A 22,863-nucleotide genomic window follows, 5' to 3' on the forward strand; every position below is an offset into this window, starting at 1 on the left:
AGTTTAAAGCCAATTTAAAGGAGGTTTAAATGAGTGAAAAAAACACCCGAGGGCGTGCCAGCAAGGTCGATTTACTACCACCGAATATCAAAACCACTCTCACAATGATGTTGCGAGATAAACAATACTCGCAAGCTGAAATCCTTGAGGAAATTAACAACATCATTGCAGACAGTGGCTTAGATGAATCAATGCAGCTTTCTAAAACGGGGCTAAATCGTTTTGCATCAAAAATGGAACGGTTCGGCAAAAAAATCCGCGAAGCCCGTGAAGTGGCAGAAGTGTGGACAAAGCAACTAGGCGAAGCCCCGCAAAGTGATATTGGCAAATTGTTGATGGAAGCGGTAAAAACAATGGCATTTGATTTAACCTTAAATGCCGATGAAGCTATTGCCAATGATCCTAAATTTTTAAATCAACTGGCTTTAATCGCCAACCGCATTGAGCAAGCCCAAAGCGTGAGCTATGAACGTGAACGTAAAGTGCGAAAAGAAGTCGCATTACAAGCCGCCGAAACCGCAGAAAAAGCCGTCGCACAAGCAGGACTTTCTGCCGATACCGTCGCACAAATCAAGCAACAAATTCTAGGAATTGCCTAATGCAAGCCTTACCCGACTTAATCCCCTTTGACCCAAACGCCTTACTGCTTGGCTATCAAAAACGCTGGGTGGCAGATACCAGTCAGCTCAAAATTGCCGAAAAATCCCGACGCACCGGTTTAACGTGGGCAGAAGCGGCTGATGACGTGATGATAGCGAGCCTTGCCAAATCGGAGGGCGGTTCAGATGTGTTTTATATCGGCTCGAACAAAGAGATGGCACGAGAATTTATTGATGCTTGTGCGATGTGGGCAGCCCAATTTAACCGTGCAGCCGGGCAAATCCAAGAAGAACTCTTTGAAGACGAAGACAAAGACATTCTCACCTATGTGATCTACTTTGCTTCAGGCTTTAAAATCAAAGCCCTTTCCTCCAACCCGAAAAACTTGCGCGGTATGCAAGGGGTGGTGTGCATTGATGAAGCGGCATTCCACGAAAAATTAGCCGAAGTGCTAAAAGCTGCCTTGGCACTCACGATGTGGGGTGCGAAAGTGCGGTTGATTTCCACCCATAATGGTGTGGATAACCTCTTCAATCAACTGATTCAAGACAGCCGTGCAGGTCGAAAAAGCTATTCGGTGCATACCATCACCCTTGATGATGCCTGTGCAGAAGGCTTATATCAGCGTATTTGCCAAGTCAGCAAACAGCCTTGGACGCCTGAAAAAGAAGCGGCGTGGAAAGCTGGTCTGTTGCGTGAAACCGCCACTGAAGACGATGCACTGGAAGAATACTACTGCGTGCCAAAAGCCAGTTCTGGGGCGTATATCCCACGCCCAATGATTGAGCGTGCAGCGACAGAAGGCAAGGTCAAACTGCGTTTTGAGTGCGACACCAAATTTATGGAATGGACAGAAGACGAACGCACGGTCATCACCAGTGAATTTTGCCTTACTCAATTACTACCGCACTTGCAAGCCTTCAACCCTGACCGCCGACACGCCTTTGGGGTGGACTTTGCCCGCAGTGCCGACTTGAGTGTGTATGCCGTTTGTGCCGTGCAACCCGACACCGCCCGGCATTTTGAACTGACACTTGAAATCAAAAACTGTCCGTACAACCAGCAAAAGCAAATAATGCTGTTTATGTTAGCAAACCTGCCTCGTTTTATTGGAGCCGCATTCGATGCCACGGGGAATGGTGGCTATTTAGCAGAGGCGGCACTTATTCGCTATGGTAGCAGTATGATCGAAGCCGTGCAGTTAAATGATAAGTGGTATCGGGAATGGATGCCGAAATATAAAGCCTTGTATGAATCGGGCTATATTCAAATTCCGAAAGATGAAGAGATCATCTTAGACCACGGGCATATTCAGGTAATTAACGGCGTGCCGAAAATTGACAAATCACGCTCAAAAGACAAATCGGGCAAACGCCACGGCGATAGTGCGGTGGCGTATTGTATGGCGGTGCGTGCGAGTTATATGACAGGCGGTGAAATTGATTTCATTCCACTGCCTGACAAACATTCCGACCGCAACAATGATGAATTTGATGACTTAATGTCCAGCGATTGGGACTGGTAAGGACAAGCCAAATGCAAAGTAAAATTTTAGATATTCACGGCAACCCATTCCGCTTTGAAGCCGATATGCAAACCGAAAGCGAAAGCCGGTTAATGCCGCTGCAATACCATTACAGCGACCACCCGGCCAGTGGGCTAACCCCTGCCAAAGCTGCACGCATTCTGCGAGCAGCCGAGCAAGGCGATTTAGTCGCACAAGCAGAGCTTGCCGAAGATATGGAGGAAAAAGATACCCATATTTTATCAGAACTGGGCAAACGCCGTGGGGCAATTACCGCTGTGGATTGGCAAATTAAGCCCCCACGCAATGCCACACCTGAAGAACAACGTGATGCGGAAATGCTGCAAGAAATGCTGGAAGATGCCGTATGGTTAGACGATTGCATTTTTGATGCCACCGATGCCATTTTAAAAGGCTTATCTTGCCAAGAAATTGAGTGGGAACAAAATTTAGTCGGTGGCTTGAAGTTGATAAAAAACGTGCATTGGCGTGACCCGGCGTGGTTTATGACCCCCGCTTATCAACGTAACAGCCTTCGCCTGCGTGATGGCACGCTTGAGGGTGCAGAAATGCAACAGTTCGGCTGGGTGAAACACGTTGCACGAGCCAAAACAGGCTATTTAAGCCGTATTGGGTTAGTTCGCACTTTAGTCTGGCCGTTCATCTTTAAAAACTATTCCGTGCGTGATTTTGCCGAGTTTTTAGAAATCTACGGCTTACCACTGCGTTTGGGCAAATACCCCGAAGGGGCAACCGACAAGGAAAAACAAACCCTACTGCGTGCGGTAATGAGTATCGGACACAACGCTGGTGGGATTATTCCGCGTGGTATGGAACTCGAATTTGAAAAAGCGGCAGACGGCTCAGACAGCACCTTTATGGCAATGATTGAGTGGGCAGAAAAATCAGCCAGCAAAGCCATTTTAGGCGGCACGCTCACCAGCCAAGCAGATGGGGCAACAAGCACCAACGCCCTTGGCAATGTGCATAATGATGTGCGGTTAGAAATTCGCAATGCCGACCTAAAACGCCTTGCAGCCACACTCACCCGTGACTTGGTGTATCCGCTCTATGCCTTAAATTGCAAATCGTTCAACGACGCACGCCGAATTCCACGTTTTGAATTTGATGTGGCAGAAAGTGAGGATTTAAACGCCTTTGCTGACGGACTAAATAAATTGGTGGATATTGGCTTCCGTATTCCGAAACAGTGGGCGCACGATAAATTGCAAGTGCCAATCGCAGCGGAAAACGAGGAAGTGTTGGCAAAATCTTTCCAAAATCCGACCGCTTATATGCACGGCAAAACAGACGGTAAAATGGCAGTATTATCGGTGCAACCCGACCCCGAAGATCTACTGGATAACTTAGAACCCACAGCAGAAGATTATCAAGCCGTTATCGACCCACTATTAAAACCAGTGGTCGAAGCCTTGCAAAAAGGCGGTTATGAGTTCGCCCAAGAAAAACTGGCAACCCTTTATGCCGAAATGAACGATGAAGGGCTGGAAACCTTGCTCACCCGCGCCATTTTTGTCAGCGATTTATTAGGACGAGCCAATGCCAAACGATAACACGCAAGAAGAAAGCAATGCCATTGATATGGGCTATGTGCTACGCCTAGAGCCAAAACTAGCTGTCGATTACCTCAAATCGAAAGGCGTGAATATCACTTGGAACTGGCACGAGCAGTTAGAATCTGCCCACGCCCGAGCTTTTACCGTGGCAAAAGCCACCAAAGCGGAAGTGTTAGACACCATTCGCTGGGCAACTGAAAAAGCCATTAGCGAAGGCACGCCTGAACGGGTTTACATTAAAGAGCTTGAACCGATGCTCAAAGTCTTGGGCTGGTGGGGCAAAGCGGTGGACGAAAACGGCAACACGGTGCAACTCGGCAGCCCACGCCGTTTACGCACTATTTTACGCACTAATAAATCCACTGCTTACCACGCAGCACGCTACGTCCAGCAAATGAAAAATGTGGACGAACAACCCTACTGGCGTTATGTGGCAGTGAAAGATAGTCGCACTCGCACTAGCCACCTTGCCTTGCACGGTAAAATTTATCGTGCAGACGATCCGATTTGGCAGACGATGTATCCGCCCAATGATTGGGGCTGTCGTTGCCGAGTGGAAGCCTTAAGCGAATTTGCCGTAAAAAGCCGAGGTTTTACTATCTCCAGCAGTCAAGGCGAAATTGAAACCGAAGAAGCGGTGGCAGGCATTGACAAGGAAACAGGCGAAGAAATCCGCACCAAGGTCAGCAAAATCAAAACCGACCAAGGCGAAATGAAAGTTGGTGCAGGTTGGAATTACAATGTGGGGTCAGCTGCATTTGGCACGGATATTGCCGTACTGCGTAAATTGCAACAGGTCAAGAACCGAGAATTGAGACAGCAGACGATTCAGGCGATAAACAATAGCGAAGCACGGCATAAAGCCTTTGCGGATTGGGTTTTTGCCCATCTTGGCAAACGTGGGGCGAGTGAGCGGTATATTTCGGCGGGTATCATTTCTCCAGATATTGCAGAAAAAGTCACACAGTTTTCCGATGGTAAAAAGTATTCTGAACGTATTTTGGTAATGACAGAAAAAAACCTAGCTCACGCTAATAGTGATAAACACCATAAATCGGGCGTAGGTTTAACCGCAGAAGAATACGCTCAAATTTCTCGTATTATTGCAAACCCAAGCCTTGTCATATGGGATATGCAAACAGGTAATTTGATTTATTTTAATCAAGATAGAACAATTAAAGTTATGGTTGATGCACCAGGCAAACTGAAAAAAACGCGTGAAAAACTTGACGCGATTATCAATGCTTATAGACAAAAAGATTTCGCTGATATTAAAGCCGCTATTAAAGGTGGGAACTATAAAATCATTCTGGGAGAATTATAAAATAGGGTAGCCTATTTGCTACCCTATCTATCGTGTGGTGGGGGTCGAACGCCACAGTGATAGGAATTATTCCTATTGGTTTACCATTAACCGACACACTATCTTTGAATGAGAATATGCTTTTATTGTGACAAAGTCAAACAAAACAGGAGGAAATATGATTGAATTTGATGCGAGTAAATTTCGTGGAATGCACGTTGGCTTTTTAACCCCAGAACAAAAAGCTGAAATCTGTGATGATTTACGTTTTAATTTACGAAATACCACAGATCCAGCTTTTACTTTACGCTCTTATTTAGAAGCCTTGTATTTATTGGCTATTTACCCTGAGAGCGAAGCAGATAGTCCAGATGTGGAGTAAGCTGTTTTTCTCTGATTTGCTCAGACAGAGCGACAAGTAAATCAGCTAGATATTCTGCTTGTTTTGAGGGTTCTGAGAAAACAGGAAGAAGATTGGCGTTTTGGCTTAATTGTGCAACAAGCCAAAATGCTAATGTTTCCGAATTTTGTTTATTTATCATTTGGATTTCCTTTTAAATTACGGGCAACCTTACCCAAGGCTATTATATGCATTTAGATTACAAATTTGACACCCGCGAAATTCAGAACAAATTTAACCGCTTGGCAAAGGTAATGGACGGTCGGGATATTACCCACAAGGTGGCGGGCGTATTACGTCAAGAAGCGGAAAAAGCCTTTGACCAAGAAAAAACGCCCGAGGGCGAAAGCTGGGAGGTTTTAAACGAAGATTACAAAAAACGCCGAGACGCGGCAGGACACACGGGCAAAATGTTGCAGATTACGGGCGATTTGGTAACAAGCCTCAATATCGACTATGGCGACAGCTTTGCGGTGATCGGTGCATCTGAACCTTACGGGCAATACCACCAAATGGGCACAGAGAAAATGCCTGCCCGTCCATTCTTAGGGTTAGGCAAAGACGGTATCGACGAAATTAAAGCGATTTTAAATCGAGAGTTGTCGAAATTAACCCAAGAATAGGCTAAAATCGCAAATATCGCCACAGAGCCACGCTAAGGGCGTTTGAAAATCAATTTATATCATTTTACGTCTCAAAAAATTTAAACTCGCTTAAACGCATTTAAACGGCATTTAAACGCTATTCTGATTTAAAGCTTTCTTAAATTCTCCACCGCTGATCCTTCAGCGGTTTTTTATTAGTCTAGTCCACCGCAAACTCCCCTGTTTCTGCTTTCAGCCAAAATAGCCTTATGAAAGCAAAAAGAACCCCTTTAGCGGTACTCACCGCCCAACTCACCAGCCCCGACGGTTGGCAGCAACTGTTACCTAAAGGCGAATTTCGCTCACGGGACGGTTCGCCCAAAGACGTAGCGCACTGGTACATCGACGAAACCATAGCGCAAACGCTTATCGAAAAAGCCCGTGGGCTTAAGCAAGATTTGCTGGTTGATTACGATCACGAAACCATACTCAAAGCCAAAAACGGCATTGATGCAGGCAACGTGGTCGCCGCTGGCTGGTTTAACGCCGATGAAATCAAATGGTTTGATGATGACGAACGCCAAGGGCTTTACATTAAGCCACGCTGGACACCGAAAGCCTATCAACAAATCAAAGACGGGGAATTTGCTTATCTGAGTGCTGTGTTTCCTTACGATGACAACGGCACGCCTCTTGAACTCCGAATGGCAGCCCTAACCAATGACCCGGGTATTACTGGTATGCAACGGTTAGCCGTGCTTTCGGCAACCCTTAACCCACAGGAGAACGTCAAAATGCCTGAATCCTTACGCAAATTACTGGCAAAACTGGGTGTAGAAATCGCAGAAGGTGTAGAGCTAACCGAAGAGCAAGCCAACACCGCTTTAAATGCCCTTGAAACCTTACAAACCGACAAAACCAAAGCCGATGAGCAAGTGGCAACTTTAAGTGCAAAAAATACTGAAGTGGATCTTTCCCAATATGTGCCAAAAGCGACTTATGACGCGGTAATGAGCCAAGTGGCGGTGTTATCAGCAAAAACCGATGATGTAGAAATCGACAACCACATTTCCAAAGCCCGTAACGAAGGGCGTGCAGTGGAAGCCGAAGTGGAATACCTCAAACAATTTGGCAAACAACAAGGTGTGGCAGCTTTGTCTGCAATGTTGGAAAAACGCCCACAAATTGCCGTGCTATCAGCGCAACAAACCCAAACCACCAAGGTGGAAAAGCACGTTGAAAAAGGCACAGCGGTGTTAAGTGCTGCCGATAAAGAAGCAGCAAAATTATTGGGTATTTCTGAACAAGATTACGCAAAAGAACTGGAGGCGAAATAATGGCAAATGTCACCCCTGATCTCGTCAAAGCCCTGTTTGTCGGCTTTGGCAAAAACTTTAAAGACGGCTTGGCAAAAGCTCCAAGCCAATATACCGAAATCGCCACCTTGGTGAAATCGACCACGGCAAGCAACACCTATGCGTGGCTCGGTCAAATGCCAGGGCTAACCGAATGGATTGGTGAACGTACTTTAACTGCGATTCAAAGTCACGGTTATTCAATCACCAATAAAAAATGGGCAAATGGCGTAGAAATTCAACGCACCGACATCGAAGACGACAACGTGGGCGTATATAGTCCGCTCATTGAAGAACTCGGTCGTTCCGCAGGTGAAAAAGCCGATGAACTCGTGTTTGGCGCATTAACCGCAGGCTTTAAAACCGCTTGCTATGACGGACAATACTTCTTCGACACCGACCACCCTGTAGGCGCAAACGTGGACGGCACCAACCCGAAATCGGTCAGCAATATCACCGATGACGGCGCGGGAGTCACCGAAGCTGAAGCGTGGTACTTGTTAGACTGCTCACGCAGCTTAAAACCGATTATCTACCAAGAACGTAAAGCCCCAACACCGGCACAGATTACCGATGCCAACGATGAAAAAGTCTTTATGAAAGACGTGTTTACCTACGGTGTCGATTCTCGCTCGAACGTGGGCTACGGCTTCTGGCAAATGGCACACGCGGTGAAAGGTAAACTCACAGCTGAGAACCTCTGGAAAGCCATTGAAGCGATGCGTGCCGTGCGTGGTGATGGCGACAAACGCTTGGCAATTCGTCCAACCCACATTGTGGTGCCACCGTCATTAGAACAAGCGGCAACCAAATTACTTGAACGTGAATTGCGTGCCGAAGACGGTGTAGCAGTCGATAACGAGTTTAAACGTATGAACCTCAAATTGATTGTGGGCGATTACCTCTAAACTCACCTGTAAGCGGTCGATTTCGGCAAAACTTTTGCAAAATTGACCGCACTTTAAACCTGATTTAAAGAGGATTTAAATGCGATGGATAAAACATTTTGTGTTGTGGTGCAAAACCGCATTAAAGAAGGCTATCGCCGTGCTGGTTTCAGTTTCCACCTTGGGGACAATTCGCTTGCAACTGTGTCGGCAAGCCATCTCGCCCAGCTTAAAGCAGACCCACGCTTGGTGGTACAAATCACCGAAACAGGCAGTCAAGATAGTGGCGAAGGGTTATCAAAAGAGCCTGCGAGTGGTGACGAACAGAAACAACTTCGTACTGAGCCACCACCAGCCGATTTAAACAGCTTCACGGCGGAACAACTCAAAGCGCAACTGACAGAACAAGGCATTGCGTTTAAGAAAAGTGCCACTAAAGCGGAATTGATTGCGTTATTTGCTCCCGCCGATGGTGGAAAAAGCGAGGCATAACCATGGTGCTATATGCCAACCGCGAAAGCCTGATTAAGCGTTACACCCTCAAGGTGCTAGAGCAAATAGCTTGGCTACCCGAAGCACAAACGCTAGACGAAGCCAAGGTGCAAGAAGCCTTGGAAGATGCCAGCCAAACCATTGACAGCTATTTGGGCGGTCGTTATGCGTTGCCTCTCAAAACCGTGCCAGCCGTGTTAGAATGCCATTGTTGTTACATTGCCCGTTATTTCCTTGAGAAAAACCGTGCCACTGACCAAGCCCGTCAGGACTATGAAGACACGCTCCGCTTTTTAGAAAAAGTTGCCAGTGGTGCGATTTCGCTCGGTTTATCCGACGATGACGAAACGGTGGAAAGCGAAAACGGGGCGATGATGGAAAGTGCCGGCAGCGTATGGGGACGTAACAACTCAAAAGGGTTTATCTAATGAGTGTGATTGCTGAAACCAACGAGGAACTGCTTGCCAAAATCAACGCCCTGTGTGGTGATTATCTGCGGGAAGTCGATACTCACCCGGGGCAATGGGACGATAGCTCGGTGCGTCGTTTAGTGCGTAATCCGCCAGCGGTGTATGTGGCGTGGCTCGGGCAACAGCCCAACAATAACCCTCACACCGTCACCGCCCGTTGGGGCGTGTTTGTGGTGGCTGAGGTACTCAACGGGCAACGGCGCAATGCGGTGGGCATTTACCAAATCGTGGAAACCCTCACCGCAGGGCTACATAAACAACGCATTGCACCCAGCGGAATGTTTGAACTGCAAACGGTGCAAAACCTCTGGTCGGATACCCAAAGCGGAATGGGGGTTGCGGTTTATGGTATGTACTTCAACGCTGTGCAACCTCTGCCGGATATGACAAGCGATGACACCTTGTGTGATTTCAAGATTTACGATCACACCTTCAACCAAGACAAAGATGAACACACGATTGACGGCAAAACCCGTTTAACGGTCGAGCTGCCCACCCAATCGGATTAAACAGGGGGCAAAATGCCAACATTTAAAATTAAGCCCAAAGCAGGGTTGCTGATTCGAGACCCAGAGACCTTTGAGCTGTTAAGCGAAAGCGGTGAAGAGAAGCCAAAAATCAGCTACTGGCTCAATCATCTTAAAAATGGCGACGTGGAACTGGTGAATGATACCACCACAAAAGCCAAAAATAGCAACAAGGAGCAAGCCTAATGTCGATTTCCTTCAATGATATTCCGTCCGCCTTGCGTGTGCCGCTCACTTATATTGAGTTTGACAATACCAAAGCCGTCAGCGGTACACCCACTGCCTTGCACAAAGTGTTGATGTTAGGCACAAAACTTGCCACAGGCACTGCCAAAGCTGGCGAAGCCGTACGTGTGTCTGCTTATGCACAGGCGAAAAGCTTATTTGGTCGTGGCTCACAGCTTGCCGAAATGGTGAAAACCTTTAAAGCCCACAATAGCGAGCTGGATTTATGGGTACTCCCTCTTGATGAATCCTCAAGTGGGGCAAAAGCCGCAGGCTCGGTCAAAATCACCGGCACAGCCACCCAATCAGGCACATTTAGCCTAATGATTGCAGGTAACAATTACAAAACTGCGGTAATCAGTGGTGATACTGCCGAAACCATTGCGGGAAAATTGCAAAAATTGGTTGAAGCCGACCAAGATGTGCCCGTGGTGCCAACCTTATCGGGCAGTACCATTACTCTCACTTGTCGCTTTAAAGGCGACTCAGGAAACGATGTGGATCTTCGCTGCAACTACTACTCGGGCGAATCCTTCCCGGAAGGGATTTCGGCAACCATTACCGAAATGAACGGCGGTTCGGTCAATCCTGATATGTCTGTGGCGATGACAGGCTTTGGTGCGGAATGGTGGAACTACATTATCAACCCATTCACCGATACGGAAAGCCTGAACCTGTTGCGCACGGAATTAGTGAAACGTTGGGGGCCATTAAAACAGATTGATGGTATCTGCTTTATGGCAAAACGTGGCACACACGCAGAACTCACGACCTTTGCAGAACAGCGCAACGATTACTTATTCAGCGTAATGGCAACCCATAAAGTACCGCAACCCGCCTACCTTTGGGCAGCGGCTTATGCCGCGGTGGTGGCAGGTTCTTTATCCATCGACCCTGCTCGCCCTGTGCAAACCTTGGTGATGGATTTATTACCGCCTGCAATGAGTGACCGTTGGGATTTATCCGAGCGTAACACCTTACTTTATAGCGGCGTGAGTACTTATACCGTAAACGCAGGCAGCCAACCGCAAGTGGAAGCAGCGATTACGATGTATCGTAAGAACGCTTTTGGCGATAACGACGAAAGCTATCTCTATGTGGAAACCATTGCTACCTTGAGTTATTTACGCTATGCCATTCGCACTCGAATTTCGCAAAAATTCCCACGCCATAAATTGGCAAACGATGGCACCCGCGTAAGCCCTGGGCAAGCGATTGTGACCCCGAAGGTGATCCGTAATGAATTGCTGGCACTTTTCACCGAATTAGAGTTCACTGGCTTGGTGGAAAACTTCGATGAATTCAACCGCACTTTATTAGTGGAACGAGATAGCAATAACCCGTGCCGCGTGAATGTGTTATCCAACGAAAACTTGGTAAACCAATTCCGCATTTATGCACACGCCATTCAGTTTATTTTGTAAGGAGTGAGAGATGGCAACACAATTTCAAGGGACGGCTATTATCCGTGTAAACGGGAAAGAATATCCGTCTGACAATGATGGCACGCTCACCCCAGGCGGCAAAGAGCGTGAAACGGTAAAAGGCTCCCGTGTGTATGGCTATTCTGAAAAGCCGACCGAAGCAATGGTAGAAGTGACAGTGTTTAACTGTGCCGAAACCGATGTAATGGCGCTACAAAACGTGACCAACGCCACGGTGGAGTTTGAAACCGATATTGGGCAGGTGTACTTGTTACCGGGCGCCTGGACTGTGGAAGCCGGCACCTTGAGTGCCGACGGTAAAATCAAGCTAAAAATGGCTGCTATTGAATGTAAACGTGTGTAGGGGAAACAAGATGAAAGTAATGCTACAAACAGGCTTAATGTTTGGCGAAGAAGCGCAGTTAGAAGTCACGATGCGTGAACCCACCACCGGTGATTTACTTGATGCCGAAATGGCGGCAGAACGTTTAGTGATGACCCCCGAAGGCGAGGCGGTACTAGCCAAATCCCCTGCGTTATTCGGTTATGAACTGCTCCGCCGTCAAATTGCTTCAGTGGGCAAAATTAACGGCCCGATTTCGATGCGCCAATTGCGTTCGCTCACGACCGAAGATTTAAACCGCATCAGCCTTTATGCGCAAAGCTGGGAGGCAGCCAAAGCAGAACAGGTGGTCTCGCGGGGGCGATTGGATACGGCAGATCAGGAAACTGGAAAAGACCTGTCTGCTGTTAGCTAAGCATTATCAGTGCAACCCTGCGTGGTTGCTTTCTCAACCTATCTTTAACTTACCACGCTATATTGGCTACATAGGAGGCAATGATGGCAAATAACTCTACCTCGTTTTTTGTCAATCTAGCGGGCAACGTCTCACAACAAGCGGCACGATTTGGCAATTCAATTGCCAATATGGCAAACAAAAATGTGAGCAGCCTTAACAAGGTCAGTCGTGCTATTTCTGCCGTATCCAAGGGCTTTAATGGACTTGGGAACATCACTATCCCCATCGTGGGTGTCGGTGTAGCTGCCGGCACGGCGATGGTGGGTAAATCTATGCTCCGCACCGCTGCCGATTTCGAGATGGCAAAAATCCGAATGAAGCAGACCTTTGGTGAGCAAGGCGAAGCCGCTGATGCGTGGCTGAAAAAATTCGCTACCGATACCCCGATGGCATTTGCCGACACCCAAGATGCAATGATGCGCTTAAAAACCGCAGGTATTGACCCGATGGGCGGTGCATTGCAAGCCTTAGTGGACTATAACGCCAAAGTGGGGGGCGATAAAGCCAACCTTGATGGCTATATTTCTGCAATCAGTAAAGGTTTCATCAAAGGCAAGCTTTCAATGGAGGAGATCAACCCTTTACTAGAACGTAACGTCAAAGTATTTGAAATCCTTGCCAAGGAAACGGGCGGCAAATACACCGCCGACCAAATGCAGAGAATGTTACAGGAAGGCAAACTCGGGCGTAAATCTATCCACGCCTTGTTGCGTGGTATGGGGCGAGATGCCGCAGGTGCAGCCAAAGAGCAGATGAAAACCTGGGACGGTTTGGTATCTAACCTTGAAGATACTTGGACATCGATGCAGGCACGCTTTATGGAACACGGAGCATTTGATGCCTTGAAAAGGGAGTTAGGCGACTTTGTTGAGTGGTTAAACGAGAAAATTGATGATGGCACGCTTGATGAATTTGCGAAAACCGTCAGCGATACGCTGATTGAAGCCCTAAAAGACCTCAAGGAAATGGCAAAAGACGTGAAGCCTATTTTGGAGCGTATCGGCTCGGTAATGAGCTGGATCTCTGAAAAAGCAGGCGGTTATGGCAATCTTGCTAAATTTATGGGGGCATTATATGTCGGCAACAAATTCTGGCGTAGCGAAAAAGTACGAACCGTTGCAGGCTGGAGCTGGTCGGCAGGTAAATGGGGTGCCAATAAGCTATTCCGCCGAAAAAAGGCGGTGCAGGTGGCTTGGCTGATGGTGTGGCGGGTGCGTTGGGGGCAACTGCAGGCGTTACCCCTGTTTATGTGACCAATTTCCCGATGGGTTTTGGTAGCAGCGGTGGTTATGGTTACGATGCCATCGAAGATGGGCGTGATAAAGACAAGAAAAGCAAAAAGAAAAACAAAACACCGAAAACGAAACGAGGACGTGGTGGCGTGCGTTCCCCTGTTGCTGCGGTGGCTACTTCCGCTACTGTGCCTAAGGTTGCACCACCTGTTGCAACCCCATCGGGTGGCGTGGGGCGTTCCGTTGGCAATGGCGTGAAATCTGTAGGGCGTGGCGCTTCAAAAGCCGTCCCTTACTTAGGCACAGGCTTGGCAGTGGCAGAAGGTGTTACGGTATTGATGGACGATACCACCGACACCAAAGAGAAATCAGAGGCGATTGGTTCTATCGCAGGTGCAACTGCAGGGGCGATTGTAGGGCAAGCCCTGATTCCAATTCCCGTGGTAGGGGCGGCAGTCGGTTCTTATGTAGGAGGTTGGTTGGGCGAATGGCTAGGCTCCGAGGTGGGCGAATATCTTTCAGACCCAGAGCCGATTAAAAACGAGCTGAACGGTAAAATCCAAGTGGAAGTAAAAGCCTCCGACCAACTGATTGCCACTGCAACACAAGCCAAAATGCAAACCAACCAGCAACGAGATCAGGTTGAAATGGCAGTACAAATGGGTACCTTAGGCTTTGGGGGAATGTGGTAGCGTATGGCAAAAATAACGGGTAAAGGCAGCTTCCGCGGCGTGCCTTTTTTAATCGAAGAAGAACAAGGTTTAGACGGCGGTCGGCGTATTGTCTCACACGAATATCCGTTGCGAGATAACGGCTTAACCGAAGATATGGGTAAACGCCTGCGTCGTTATCAAGTCGGCTGCTTAGTGATTGGCGACGACCATTTAGACCAAGCAGAAAAGCTGATTGAGGCATTAGAAGCCAGCGGTGCAGGCACACTCAAACACCCGTATTTCGGCACGATTGAAGTGCGGGTAGATGATTACCGTGCTAAGCATTCAACCTCGCATCAGCGTGTTACTCGCTTTGATATTACCTTTCTGCCAGCGGAAGAAAGCAATGCCCCCGAAATTGCTGAAGATACCGCCTATTCGGTGTTGTCGGAATATAGTGCCACCTTAGATGGGATTGCCAGTGAATTTGCTGAAATGGTGGAAGATGTATCGGGCTTTATTGAGTCGATGGTAGATAACCCACTTTTCCGGTTGGCGGATACCACGGCAGCCTTTATTGAGAATATTTTCGATGGCGTGGCGAATACGGTGAGTGGTTTAACCGAGGTGAAAGATAAAGCCTTATCTATTAAAAACCGTTTGAGTAATTTGTTGCTTACGCCCAAAGTATTGGCAAGGGAATTGCAAGATTTAACCAAGTTAAATGTGCGAAGTGCGGTCAATTCGCAACGCCAATTTGTGCAGCATATTGTGATCACCGATTCCATCAGCGCAGCCTTGGGCGATTTAACAGCAAGCAAAAACGAAATTACCAAAAGCACCCTTGATGAGATGGTGACAGCGAAAATCAACAACGTGGCAGAAGCGGATATTTTATCCCGTCAGTTCCGAAACTTGCACGAACAAGAAATTTTTGATGCCTTGATGAATAAAACTACTTTCTTGCTGAAACGCTTGGTGCTTTCCACCCTTGCGGTGGAATATGGCAAGGCGATTTCTGATGCAGTGACCGAATCCGTGGCACAGAAAACCGTCACGGAAGAAACTATTGCCACTTTGATTGAATCGAAGGCAGACGTGCAACGCTATATTGCTGAAGTTGATGAGCAATTGGAAGCGGTGATTTTAGACAATGCCGATGCAGAGCAATGGGAAAGTTACACCGCCCTTGAGCAATATCGCCTGACCTTAATGCGAGATTTGCAAATTCGTGGGGAACGATTGGCAAATGCCCGTGAAGTCAAGCTCAACGACACTTACCCAGCCATTTTGCTGGAATATCAGCACACGGGCAATGCGAAAACGTGGAAGCGGTTAGCATTGCGTAATGGTATCTCACACCCACTTTTCTGCTTAGGTGGAACCACTTTAGAGGTGTTGCAATAATGAGCGAAACCAACAATCAAACCAATAACCAAGTAAACAAGATTGAGCTTTATCTCAACGGTAAAATTTTTTCGGGTTGGAAAAGCCTTAACGTGCAACGCTCGCTCGAATCAATGAGCGGTCGTTTTGATTTAGGCATTGCGGTACGTCCTGAAGATGATGTGTCAGTGTTAGCCACTGGTTCTGCCCTTGTATTAAAAATGGGTGGGCAAACGGTGATCACGGGCTTTTTGGACGAACTCAAGCAAAGCATCGGTGGGCAAGATAAAACCATCACCATTAGCGGTCGAGATAAAACCTGCGACTTGGTGGACTGTGCCATTGTGCATCATTCTTATCAGTTTAAAAACCAAACCGCAAAGCAGATTGCCGAAGCCATTTGTAAACCGTTTGGCATTAGTGTGGTGTGGCAGGTGCAAACGCCTGAAGCCAACGAACGAATCCCTGTGTGGCAGGTAGAGCCAGGCGAAACTGCATTTGATAACTTAAGCAAAATTGCTCGCCACAAAGGCGTATTAGTGACCAGCGATGTGGACGGCAATTTGTTGTTTACAGAGCCAAGCAGCAAACAAGTGGGCAATTTAACTTTGGGCGAAAATTTGTTGGAATTGGAACAAACCGACAGCTGGTTGGAACGCTTTTCGCTTTACCGTGTGATTGGCGATGCCGAACAAGGTGGCGCTAAAGGCGATACCAAAACCAAGAACAAAGGGGCGAAAGGCGAAACCACGGTTGCCGATGATATTTACGGAGACTAATGAGGACAAACAATGAGTGCAAGCGGTTTAAAAGTTGAAGTAAATGACGAAGCGATCAATCGTTATCGCCCGATGATTATTATCGCCGATGACAATATGACAGGCTCAAGCGGTTATCAGCGTGCCGACTGGGAACGCAAACGCCGTCAAGCCGAAGGACAAAAAGCCACAGCACGGGTGCAAGGTTGGTTTAAGCCTGATGGCACCTTGTGGCTGCCGAATGAATTAGTGGTACTTGACGCCCCCGCATTGGGGATACACAAAGCAGAACGGCTGATTATTGATTGCACCTACACGCTGGACGAAAACGGCACCATTACCGAAATGACCCTAATGCACCGTGATGCCTTTGATGAGCCAGCCGATGACACTTTAGATGATGTGAAAGATGGCAAAGGCAAGAAAGGCAAATCGAAAAAGGCGAAAAAATCCAGCAAGGATAACGTTACCGAATTTTCAGATTTTGTGGAATAAATTTAAATGCCATTTAAAGAGGATTTATGCAGGCTTTAAATCGTATGCTTGCCCCGATTAAACGAGGGTTACAACTGTTAGTCAGCCGTGCGGTGGTTTCGGTGGTCAATGATGCCTATGCACGCCAAAATTTACAACTACGGCTACAATCAGACGAAGTCGCCGATGATGTAGAACGCTTTCAAAATTATGGGCATTACTCTGTGCCAAAAGCAGGCGAAGCCATTGTGGTATCGGTCGGTGGTAAGCGTTCGCACTTGGTTGCGGTGGTGGTTGATGATAAAAGTGTTCGCCCCGCTGGCTTGCAGGCAGGCGATTCGGTGTTGTATCATTTAGAAGGCCACCAACTTCTTCTCACCGAAAATGGCGAAGCCATTCTCTCCTGTAAAAAATTCACGATTGAAACTGAAACCCTTGACTGCAAAGCCCGGTCGGTTACGTTTGATAGTCTGCAAACAACGTTCAAAGGCAATGTTGATATTATGGGAACATCAACAGCAACCGACCACAAGTCAAGCGGAATCAGTGCAAAAGACCACGACCACGAACAACGTGTGGGTAAACCTGTTCCGTAAGGAGCAGTATGTCAGATTTAGCCTTAACGTGGCACGATAGCGAAGGCGACTTAGTGTTAGGCACTGAGTCGCTTTTGCTTGATGATACCCTTACCAACGCCATTATCATTAGCCTGTTCACCGATTTGCGTGTCGAAGGTGAACGTGGCTGGTGGGGCGATTCCTTTAATGGCGGCTATCAAACAGGCTCCAAACTTTGGACGTTAAGCCGCTCCAAGCAACTTACTGAGGTGCTTGATGATGCACAACTCTACGCCACTCAAGCCTTGCAATGGCTGGTTGATGATGGCGTGGTGCAACGCTATCAAGTAACCGCTTCCAACCCTAAACCGTCGGTCTTGTTGTTAGATATTCTTGTGGTGTTGCCCGATGGCAGCACCGAGCAACGCACTTTTAGTGCTAACTGGAGTCTCTGATGGCATTTAATACCCCGACACTCTCAAGCCTGATTAAACAAGGTGAGCAGCAGTTTCAATATCGTTTCCCAACACTTAAACGCAACAATGTGATCACGGTGATTAACCGTATTTGTGCTGCATTAAGCGCGGGCGAACATATGCACCTTGATTGGCTTGCTCGTCAAATTATCCCTACCACCGCTGAAGAAAATTATTTGGTTGAATACTGCCTTTACAAAGGCATTGTACGCAAACAAGCCTCAACTGCCACGGGCTGGGTGACCATTACCGCAGCAAATGAAGCAACAATCCCAGAAGGCACGGTATTTGAAGACGCCAACAGCGGACTGACCTTTATTGCTACTCAAGACACGGTGGTAAAAGCGGGTCAATCCGATATTGCCGTGAAATGCGAAACTGTGGGGGCGGCAGGCAATTTGAAAGCGGGCGAGAGCCTCTCACTCACCACTGCTATTTTGGGCGTATTGCCTAACGCAACAGTAAAAGCAATGAGCGGCGGTGCGGATATTGAATCCCTCTCACGCCTATTGGCTCGCTTGATTTATCGGGTGCAAAATCCGCCCGCAAATGGCGCACCGCACGACTATGTGCGCTGGGCAACCGAAGTATCGGGTGTTACCCGTGCTTGGTGTTTTGAGCGTTACTTAGGCGGTGGCTCGGTGGGGGTGGCATTTGCTTGTGATGACCGAGAAGATATTTTACCCACAAGCGAAGATATTGCCCGCGTGCGTGCTTATATCACGGGGCATAAGAATGAAGCCACAGGACAATTTGAAGGAATGCCTGCTAACGTAGAGCTTTATGTGTTTGCGCCACAGTTTCAAGCGGTCAATTTTAAGATCCGTCTTGCACCTGATACACCAACGTTACGCCAAGCCGTACGCAAAAGCCTTGCGGCATACCTTGCCAACGCAGGAGTGGGCGCATTGCTTTATCTCTCACAAATTCGTGCGACCGTCTCCAATACCGCAGGCGAGGTAGATAACAGTGTGATGTATCCGACTGCCGATGTGCAACTGCTTACCGATAACATTGCAACGCTAGGGGAAATCGAATGGCTATGACCCATCAGCAGTATTTAGATGCTGCGGTGAAATTGCTTCCTGTAGGGCTTGCCTGGAAACGTGCCTTAAATAGCAACTTGGCGAAGGTGCTGGCGGTGCGGTGCGATCAACTGGTCGAAGTCAACGGCAAAGCCCACACACTGATTAAAGAACGAATGCCAGGGCAAGCCACGCTATTGCTTGAAGAATGGGAAAGTTTTTTTGGACTGCCTGAAGCAGGGCGACAAATTGAGGGCAAAAGCATTGCCGAGCGACAAGCACAGGTAAAAGAAAAAGAGGAAGAACTCGGCTCAAGCAGCAAAATCTACCTTGAAGAAGCGGCAAAGCGAGCAGGTTATCAAATTGAGATTGTGAACTACTATCCTCACCACGGTTTGCGAGATTGCTTATACCCTCTCTATGAATATGAAAACGCTTGGCGCATTTTTATCTACACAGAAAAGCTGCCGACCAAGCCGACCGAAGCAGTCGATAAAAACGAAGAGCTACAACAAATTTTAAAACGTTACTGCAACGCCGATATTGAAATGGTGTTTATTTATAAGGATAGGGCTTAAATGTACGCATTAGACAATAAATCGGGCATTGAACAGATGCCTGAAATCCCTGAAGTATTTAGTAAAAATCCACTTTGGTTTACCGAAGGACGTGATGGTAACGCCCCAAGTTACCCAGGTGCGCACTGGTTTAACATTGTGCAAGCCGAGCTTTTGAATGTATTGAAAGAAGCAGGCATTGAGCCAGAGAAAGCCGATTTAACCCAGTTGGCACAAGCGTTTCGTGTTATGGCAGGTCAAGTGGACTCTATCGCCGCTTTGCGTGAATTTGAGCCCGTGCGTGATCGTCAGATGGTGTACGTCAAAGGCTACTACGCCAACAGCACCAAAGGCGGAGGGTATTTTGTGGCGGATTTGACCGATACGGCGAGTGCGGATAATGGCGGGACGGTGATTGTGACGGCAAACGGTAACCGCTGGAAACGTATTCTTGGACACACCTTAGGCTTAGAACAATTCGGTGCAATCGGAGATGGAGAGTCAGACGACACGCAAGCCATCAAAAACGCTTTGCAAGCTGCATATGATACAGGTTGTTTATTGCATATAAGTAACAACACTTATCTGATTTCGGAATCTTTAGAATTTAAACGTCATTTTTCGATTGCAACAAGCGTTGTTTTTAAAGCGCCTGAAAATCCACGAGATGTGGCAGCTAGTGTCAATTTATATTTTTCTCGCCCTTGTCATCTTGAGCGAGTACGATTTATTTACGTCAATGTCTATTTATCTGGACAAGGGACAGAAGATTTAATTCATCACCCAACCATTGTTAAAATGTGTACGTTTAACGATAGTAAGTTGGTAATTGGTTCAGAGCATTCTATTACGCAACATTATGAAATTGCTTTCAACCATTTCAATACAACTAAAAGCCGTTTCTTTGATGCGATTGCTGTAAAAAACTGTAACCACGTCAAAATTGTACACAATAACATTCAAGAGTATGGTACGGGTATTTTTATTCGTCCGACACGCTCATTTGCGGCACAACATATCAAAATTGAAAATAATGCCATTCAGTCAGTAATGCGCCCGATTTACTTGGTCGGCACATCAATGCACCGCTTAGCAAATGTATCAGTGGTTGGCAATACCGTCACCCGTAGCTTGCGAGATAAAACTGCCGCTGTACAGGCACTCTATGTTTCTTATTGCTGTGGCTTGTATGTTGAGCGCAACACGCTTACTTCATTTGGTGATGTCATTAAAATTGATGCCTGCATTGACTCAGTCATCACTCAAAATAAAACTCAATGTTTAGATATTTATGCAGGCATTCGGGTGTTAGGTTGTGTTGCGACTCGTATTTTGGCTAACACATTCTATAACTGGGAGCCATTATCCTATGGTGTGTTGGTGCTGGATAACAAAACCAATACAAGCGTTAGAAAAAACCTCTATGGTTCTTATGATTTAACGGTGCGGGACAATTTTTTCTATGTAAATAATCGTGGGTTAAAAATCGAAAACACAACACTTGCAGATATTAAAAACAACAAGTTTTATGCGTTAAAAACGCCTGATGCTGATGCACGATTACTAACTTTTTCCAAAAGTGCCACGTTCTGCAATGAATCAGACAATTTATTTTTTGCACCTGACGGCACAGCTTTAAGATACACCAAAACGTTATCCGCTGGCACAGTACACGCAACAACCACTAAAAAAACGACTATCTCCGAGCCTATTATTACTGAGTCAGATGTGGAATTAAATAGGGCAAAAAGCTATGTGGTGACGTTTGAATTAGGACACGTCACAGATTTAAAACAACACGCGGGGGCATTCAAAACGATGTCTCAATGGATGCAAGGTAGCTCAGCTGCTCTTGCTTTCAACGCCTCGGCGTGGAATACCTCCACAAGAAAAACCGCCGATATTGTGGTTGATGGTTTTATTAATGATACCTATGGCATTGAGAATGTATGGTGGGCGAAATCTTGCTTATTTATAGATAAATTTAACGTGCTTTCTTGCCGTGATTTTACTGCGAATACCGCAGCAAGCGTGCCTTTTATGTTAGGCACTGCGGCGATGGCTGAAATGGCGTGGCAAACGGCGGTTTTCCGCTCTCCGCTGATTGTTGATGGGAATTTATACGACCCACTTAGCACAGGCATTATCAGCCAAAATGGTTACGAGCGGGATATTTCTGCACGCACGGCATTAGGACAAAAAGAGGACGGCACTTATGTGTTATTAGTGGTTGATGGCAGAACAGGCGAACGTGGCTGCACAATGAAGCAAGCCGCGGAAAAGCTATTAAGACTAGATTGCGTAAATGCATTTAACCTTGATGGTGGCGGTTCCGTAACGCTTTGGTATAAAGGGCAAATTATCAACGCACCAAGTGATGATAAGGGCGAGCGAGAAGTGCCATCAATCTTTTATGTACAAGGCGAAACTCAAGGAGAAGCAAATGTACTTTGATATTGACCGCAACAGCTTTTTGATTGAAGGGGTTGATGAAATCCCAAGTAATGCTATTAAAGTCGATGATGCACAGGCCGAAGAAATAATGCGACAACTAGAACAAGGTGCAACTATTTCTATCAACAATGGGCAACTTAAAATCACTACAAATACTTATCAGCTGAATGCATCAAAAAATGAACGGATTGAAGAAGAGCGTGAGCAAATCCGCCAAGCAATCAACGCCAAGCGAGACCAAACCGATGCAAGCGGTGTGTTTGTGGCACAAATTGGCAAATGGGTTGATTCGGACGATAAGGCTTACCAAAACATTTTAGGTTTTAAAGCCAGTCTTGACCTGCTCGGCGATATGGAGATTGAGTGGACGTGGGCAGATAATACTAGCAGCACTATCAACCGCCAAACGTTAGCCGTGATTGTGGGCGCATTGCTGCAAGCCAAACAAGCCAACCACGCCAACGCCATTAAGCATAAAGAGGCTGTGATGTTGGTTGATAATCCGTTGGAGTATGACTACTCAACTGGCTGGACTAAAACCTATGTGGATTATGTTGCTGAGGTTAGCAATGAGTAAAGTTTATCTAGCAATGTACAAAGCCAAAGGCAACTGGGTGGATAAGGTTATCCGACTATTTACAGGTAAACCGTATTCACACTGCGAGCTTGCGGTGGCAAATGGCGATAAATATCTCTGCTACTCAAGCTCGCCCCGTGACGGTGGTGTACGTGTAAAAACAATGCGACTACCAACGGATAAGTGGGATTTAATCCCGGTACACACAGATTCAGATATTGTGGACTTTTTTCAGCGCACTGGTGGCAAAAAATACGATTTTATCGGGGCAATTGGTTGCGTGTTACCGGTCCGACAAAAGGCTAGTCGCTATTACTGCTCGGAGTGGTGTTATGAGGCAATTTGGGGCGTAGCACCGAAAAAGGCGTTAAGCCCGAATAAACTAGCTGAGTTGATAAAAGGAGGGTTTACCTCGCACAAAGTTTAAAAGACGGCGATAATAACGGCACGGCAATGCGCGTTATTACCAGCTACGCAGAACATGCCTGCATATAGCCATACGCCGCCTACCTTGCGCAAGGCGGGCGGATTGTAACAAATCTTTT

At 47.0% G+C, this 22,863-nt stretch carries 26 protein-coding genes and 1 pseudogene; 26 read left to right on the forward strand and 1 reads right to left on the reverse strand.

The genetic code is table 11. The annotated features are described in order from the left end of the window. Positions 1–29: 29 nt before the first annotated feature. The 5 genes from BKK54_RS04220 (at position 30) to BKK54_RS04240 (ending at position 5,387) form a co-directional block, all read left to right on the forward strand. Positions 30–599, forward strand: a complete 570-nt coding sequence (locus BKK54_RS04220) for a DUF3486 family protein (RefSeq protein WP_077541815.1) — start codon at positions 30–32, stop codon at positions 597–599. Next, positions 599–2,125: a terminase large subunit domain-containing protein gene (locus BKK54_RS04225; protein ID WP_077541817.1), complete on the forward strand. Its 1,527-nt coding sequence runs from the start codon at positions 599–601 to the stop codon at positions 2,123–2,125. Before BKK54_RS04220 ends, BKK54_RS04225 begins: the two co-directional genes overlap by 1 nt. An 11-nt stretch (positions 2,126–2,136) precedes the next feature. Beyond that, positions 2,137–3,699, forward strand: coding sequence for a DUF935 domain-containing protein (locus BKK54_RS04230; protein ID WP_077541819.1), 1,563 nt, complete (start codon positions 2,137–2,139; stop codon positions 3,697–3,699). Then, complete coding sequence (locus BKK54_RS04235) at positions 3,686–5,026, forward strand: phage head morphogenesis protein (protein WP_077541821.1); 1,341 nt, start codon at positions 3,686–3,688, stop codon at positions 5,024–5,026. Before BKK54_RS04230 ends, BKK54_RS04235 begins: the two co-directional genes overlap by 14 nt. Before the next feature lie 157 nt (positions 5,027–5,183). After that, on the forward strand, positions 5,184–5,387 hold the full coding sequence (locus BKK54_RS04240) for a hypothetical protein (protein WP_077541823.1): 204 nt from the start codon (positions 5,184–5,186) through the stop codon (positions 5,385–5,387). On the opposite strand, the gene BKK54_RS11615 is transcribed toward BKK54_RS04240, so the two are convergent. Further along, positions 5,344–5,547 (reverse strand): hypothetical protein, encoded by a 204-nt coding sequence (locus BKK54_RS11615; protein ID WP_143541418.1) that lies wholly within the window; start codon positions 5,545–5,547, stop codon positions 5,344–5,346. The two genes, BKK54_RS04240 and BKK54_RS11615, sit on opposite strands and share 44 nt — an antisense overlap. A 46-nt stretch (positions 5,548–5,593) precedes the next feature. Here BKK54_RS11615 and BKK54_RS04245 point away from each other — a divergent pair, with 46 nt between their 5' ends. The 21 genes and pseudogenes from BKK54_RS04245 (at position 5,594) to BKK54_RS04345 (ending at position 22,745) form a co-directional block, all read left to right on the forward strand. Continuing rightward, complete coding sequence (locus BKK54_RS04245; protein ID WP_077541825.1) at positions 5,594–6,028, forward strand: phage virion morphogenesis protein; 435 nt, start codon at positions 5,594–5,596, stop codon at positions 6,026–6,028. A 230-nt stretch (positions 6,029–6,258) separates the two neighbouring features. Next, entirely contained in the window at positions 6,259–7,326 is a 1,068-nt protein-coding gene (locus BKK54_RS04250) for a phage protease (RefSeq protein ID WP_077541827.1), read from the forward strand. Further along, positions 7,326–8,252, forward strand: a complete 927-nt coding sequence (locus BKK54_RS04255) for a Mu-like prophage major head subunit gpT family protein (RefSeq protein WP_077541829.1) — start codon at positions 7,326–7,328, stop codon at positions 8,250–8,252. The genes BKK54_RS04250 and BKK54_RS04255 overlap by 1 nt, the downstream gene beginning before the upstream one ends. Positions 8,253–8,336: 84 nt before the next feature. Then, positions 8,337–8,723: an HI1506-related protein gene (locus BKK54_RS04260; RefSeq protein WP_077541831.1), complete on the forward strand. Its 387-nt coding sequence runs from the start codon at positions 8,337–8,339 to the stop codon at positions 8,721–8,723. Positions 8,724–8,725: 2 nt separating this feature from the next. Further along, entirely contained in the window at positions 8,726–9,151 is a 426-nt protein-coding gene (locus BKK54_RS04265; RefSeq protein WP_143541419.1) for a gp436 family protein, read from the forward strand. Then, entirely contained in the window at positions 9,151–9,702 is a 552-nt protein-coding gene (locus BKK54_RS04270; protein ID WP_077541832.1) for a DUF1834 family protein, read from the forward strand. The genes BKK54_RS04265 and BKK54_RS04270 overlap by 1 nt, the downstream gene beginning before the upstream one ends. A 12-nt stretch (positions 9,703–9,714) precedes the next feature. Beyond that, positions 9,715–9,906 carry a DUF2635 domain-containing protein gene (locus BKK54_RS04275; protein ID WP_077541834.1) on the forward strand — a complete coding sequence of 64 codons (192 nt, stop codon included), beginning with the start codon at positions 9,715–9,717 and terminating at the stop codon, positions 9,904–9,906. Then, on the forward strand, positions 9,906–11,369 hold the full coding sequence (locus BKK54_RS04280) for a phage tail sheath subtilisin-like domain-containing protein (RefSeq protein WP_077541836.1): 1,464 nt from the start codon (positions 9,906–9,908) through the stop codon (positions 11,367–11,369). The genes BKK54_RS04275 and BKK54_RS04280 overlap by 1 nt, the downstream gene beginning before the upstream one ends. Before the next feature lie 10 nt (positions 11,370–11,379). After that, entirely contained in the window at positions 11,380–11,733 is a 354-nt protein-coding gene (locus tag BKK54_RS04285; protein ID WP_077541838.1) for a phage tail tube protein, read from the forward strand. Between the two features lie 10 nt (positions 11,734–11,743). Next, positions 11,744–12,127: a phage tail assembly protein gene (locus BKK54_RS04290; RefSeq protein ID WP_077541840.1), complete on the forward strand. Its 384-nt coding sequence runs from the start codon at positions 11,744–11,746 to the stop codon at positions 12,125–12,127. A gap of 80 nt (positions 12,128–12,207) precedes the next feature. Continuing rightward, positions 12,208–14,093 (forward strand): annotated as a pseudogene (locus BKK54_RS04295) (tape measure protein). Between the two features lie 3 nt (positions 14,094–14,096). Continuing rightward, positions 14,097–15,461: a DNA circularization protein gene (locus BKK54_RS04300; protein ID WP_077541842.1), complete on the forward strand. Its 1,365-nt coding sequence runs from the start codon at positions 14,097–14,099 to the stop codon at positions 15,459–15,461. Next, positions 15,461–16,219 carry a phage baseplate assembly protein gene (locus BKK54_RS04305; protein ID WP_077541844.1) on the forward strand — a complete coding sequence of 253 codons (759 nt, stop codon included), beginning with the start codon at positions 15,461–15,463 and terminating at the stop codon, positions 16,217–16,219. Before BKK54_RS04300 ends, BKK54_RS04305 begins: the two co-directional genes overlap by 1 nt. A 12-nt stretch (positions 16,220–16,231) precedes the next feature. Next, positions 16,232–16,693 carry a phage baseplate assembly protein gene (locus tag BKK54_RS04310; protein WP_077541846.1) on the forward strand — a complete coding sequence of 154 codons (462 nt, stop codon included), beginning with the start codon at positions 16,232–16,234 and terminating at the stop codon, positions 16,691–16,693. 26 nt (positions 16,694–16,719) lie between these two features. Further along, positions 16,720–17,268 carry a phage baseplate assembly protein V gene (locus BKK54_RS04315; RefSeq protein WP_077541849.1) on the forward strand — a complete coding sequence of 183 codons (549 nt, stop codon included), beginning with the start codon at positions 16,720–16,722 and terminating at the stop codon, positions 17,266–17,268. 8 nt (positions 17,269–17,276) lie between these two features. Beyond that, positions 17,277–17,684 (forward strand): phage GP46 family protein, encoded by a 408-nt coding sequence (locus tag BKK54_RS04320; RefSeq protein WP_077541851.1) that lies wholly within the window; start codon positions 17,277–17,279, stop codon positions 17,682–17,684. Next, entirely contained in the window at positions 17,684–18,751 is a 1,068-nt protein-coding gene (locus BKK54_RS04325) for a baseplate J/gp47 family protein (RefSeq protein WP_077541853.1), read from the forward strand. Before BKK54_RS04320 ends, BKK54_RS04325 begins: the two co-directional genes overlap by 1 nt. Continuing rightward, positions 18,742–19,308 carry a putative phage tail protein gene (locus BKK54_RS04330; protein ID WP_077541855.1) on the forward strand — a complete coding sequence of 189 codons (567 nt, stop codon included), beginning with the start codon at positions 18,742–18,744 and terminating at the stop codon, positions 19,306–19,308. The genes BKK54_RS04325 and BKK54_RS04330 overlap by 10 nt, the downstream gene beginning before the upstream one ends. Then, on the forward strand, positions 19,309–21,741 hold the full coding sequence (locus tag BKK54_RS04335) for a phosphodiester glycosidase family protein (RefSeq protein WP_077541857.1): 2,433 nt from the start codon (positions 19,309–19,311) through the stop codon (positions 21,739–21,741). It abuts the gene before it with no gap. Further along, a complete protein-coding gene (locus BKK54_RS04340; protein ID WP_158074611.1) occupies positions 21,731–22,318 on the forward strand; it encodes a DUF4376 domain-containing protein in 588 nt (195 codons plus the stop codon). The genes BKK54_RS04335 and BKK54_RS04340 overlap by 11 nt, the downstream gene beginning before the upstream one ends. After that, the gene (locus BKK54_RS04345; protein ID WP_077541861.1) at positions 22,311–22,745 is read left to right on the forward strand and encodes a hypothetical protein; all 435 of its coding nucleotides are present in this window, start codon (positions 22,311–22,313) and stop codon (positions 22,743–22,745) included. Before BKK54_RS04340 ends, BKK54_RS04345 begins: the two co-directional genes overlap by 8 nt. Positions 22,746–22,863: the final 118 nt, after the last annotated feature.

The sequence above is a fragment of the Rodentibacter genomosp. 1 genome (assembly GCF_001999285.1).
Taxonomy (GTDB): domain Bacteria; phylum Pseudomonadota; class Gammaproteobacteria; order Enterobacterales; family Pasteurellaceae; genus Rodentibacter.

What these genes read in the sequence shown, in the direction of transcription:
- BKK54_RS04280 (WP_077541836.1), top strand. Translation starts at nt 9,906, where the DNA reads ATGTCGATTTCCTTCAATGATATTCCGTCCGCCTTGCGTGTGCCGCTC.
- BKK54_RS04240 (WP_077541823.1), top strand. Translation starts at nt 5,184, where the DNA reads ATGATTGAATTTGATGCGAGTAAATTTCGTGGAATGCACGTTGGCTTT.
- BKK54_RS04325 (WP_077541853.1), top strand. Translation starts at nt 17,684, where the DNA reads ATGGCATTTAATACCCCGACACTCTCAAGCCTGATTAAACAAGGTGAG.
- BKK54_RS04345 (WP_077541861.1), top strand. Translation starts at nt 22,311, where the DNA reads ATGAGTAAAGTTTATCTAGCAATGTACAAAGCCAAAGGCAACTGGGTG.
- BKK54_RS04250 (WP_077541827.1), top strand. Translation starts at nt 6,259, where the DNA reads ATGAAAGCAAAAAGAACCCCTTTAGCGGTACTCACCGCCCAACTCACC.
- BKK54_RS04230 (WP_077541819.1), top strand. Translation starts at nt 2,137, where the DNA reads ATGCAAAGTAAAATTTTAGATATTCACGGCAACCCATTCCGCTTTGAA.
- BKK54_RS04235 (WP_077541821.1), top strand. Translation starts at nt 3,686, where the DNA reads ATGCCAAACGATAACACGCAAGAAGAAAGCAATGCCATTGATATGGGC.
- BKK54_RS04260 (WP_077541831.1), top strand. Translation starts at nt 8,337, where the DNA reads ATGGATAAAACATTTTGTGTTGTGGTGCAAAACCGCATTAAAGAAGGC.
- BKK54_RS04330 (WP_077541855.1), top strand. Translation starts at nt 18,742, where the DNA reads ATGGCTATGACCCATCAGCAGTATTTAGATGCTGCGGTGAAATTGCTT.
- BKK54_RS04265 (WP_143541419.1), top strand. Translation starts at nt 8,726, where the DNA reads ATGGTGCTATATGCCAACCGCGAAAGCCTGATTAAGCGTTACACCCTC.
- BKK54_RS04310 (WP_077541846.1), top strand. Translation starts at nt 16,232, where the DNA reads ATGAGTGCAAGCGGTTTAAAAGTTGAAGTAAATGACGAAGCGATCAAT.
- BKK54_RS04305 (WP_077541844.1), top strand. Translation starts at nt 15,461, where the DNA reads ATGAGCGAAACCAACAATCAAACCAATAACCAAGTAAACAAGATTGAG.
- BKK54_RS04340 (WP_158074611.1), top strand. Translation starts at nt 21,731, where the DNA reads ATGTACTTTGATATTGACCGCAACAGCTTTTTGATTGAAGGGGTTGAT.
- BKK54_RS04320 (WP_077541851.1), top strand. Translation starts at nt 17,277, where the DNA reads ATGTCAGATTTAGCCTTAACGTGGCACGATAGCGAAGGCGACTTAGTG.
- BKK54_RS04225 (WP_077541817.1), top strand. Translation starts at nt 599, where the DNA reads ATGCAAGCCTTACCCGACTTAATCCCCTTTGACCCAAACGCCTTACTG.
- BKK54_RS04290 (WP_077541840.1), top strand. Translation starts at nt 11,744, where the DNA reads ATGAAAGTAATGCTACAAACAGGCTTAATGTTTGGCGAAGAAGCGCAG.
- BKK54_RS04245 (WP_077541825.1), top strand. Translation starts at nt 5,594, where the DNA reads ATGCATTTAGATTACAAATTTGACACCCGCGAAATTCAGAACAAATTT.
- BKK54_RS04220 (WP_077541815.1), top strand. Translation starts at nt 30, where the DNA reads ATGAGTGAAAAAAACACCCGAGGGCGTGCCAGCAAGGTCGATTTACTA.
- BKK54_RS11615 (WP_143541418.1), bottom strand. Translation starts at nt 5,547, where the DNA reads ATGATAAATAAACAAAATTCGGAAACATTAGCATTTTGGCTTGTTGCA.
- BKK54_RS04300 (WP_077541842.1), top strand. Translation starts at nt 14,097, where the DNA reads ATGGCAAAAATAACGGGTAAAGGCAGCTTCCGCGGCGTGCCTTTTTTA.
- BKK54_RS04270 (WP_077541832.1), top strand. Translation starts at nt 9,151, where the DNA reads ATGAGTGTGATTGCTGAAACCAACGAGGAACTGCTTGCCAAAATCAAC.
- BKK54_RS04335 (WP_077541857.1), top strand. Translation starts at nt 19,309, where the DNA reads ATGTACGCATTAGACAATAAATCGGGCATTGAACAGATGCCTGAAATC.
- BKK54_RS04275 (WP_077541834.1), top strand. Translation starts at nt 9,715, where the DNA reads ATGCCAACATTTAAAATTAAGCCCAAAGCAGGGTTGCTGATTCGAGAC.
- BKK54_RS04315 (WP_077541849.1), top strand. Translation starts at nt 16,720, where the DNA reads ATGCAGGCTTTAAATCGTATGCTTGCCCCGATTAAACGAGGGTTACAA.
- BKK54_RS04285 (WP_077541838.1), top strand. Translation starts at nt 11,380, where the DNA reads ATGGCAACACAATTTCAAGGGACGGCTATTATCCGTGTAAACGGGAAA.
- BKK54_RS04255 (WP_077541829.1), top strand. Translation starts at nt 7,326, where the DNA reads ATGGCAAATGTCACCCCTGATCTCGTCAAAGCCCTGTTTGTCGGCTTT.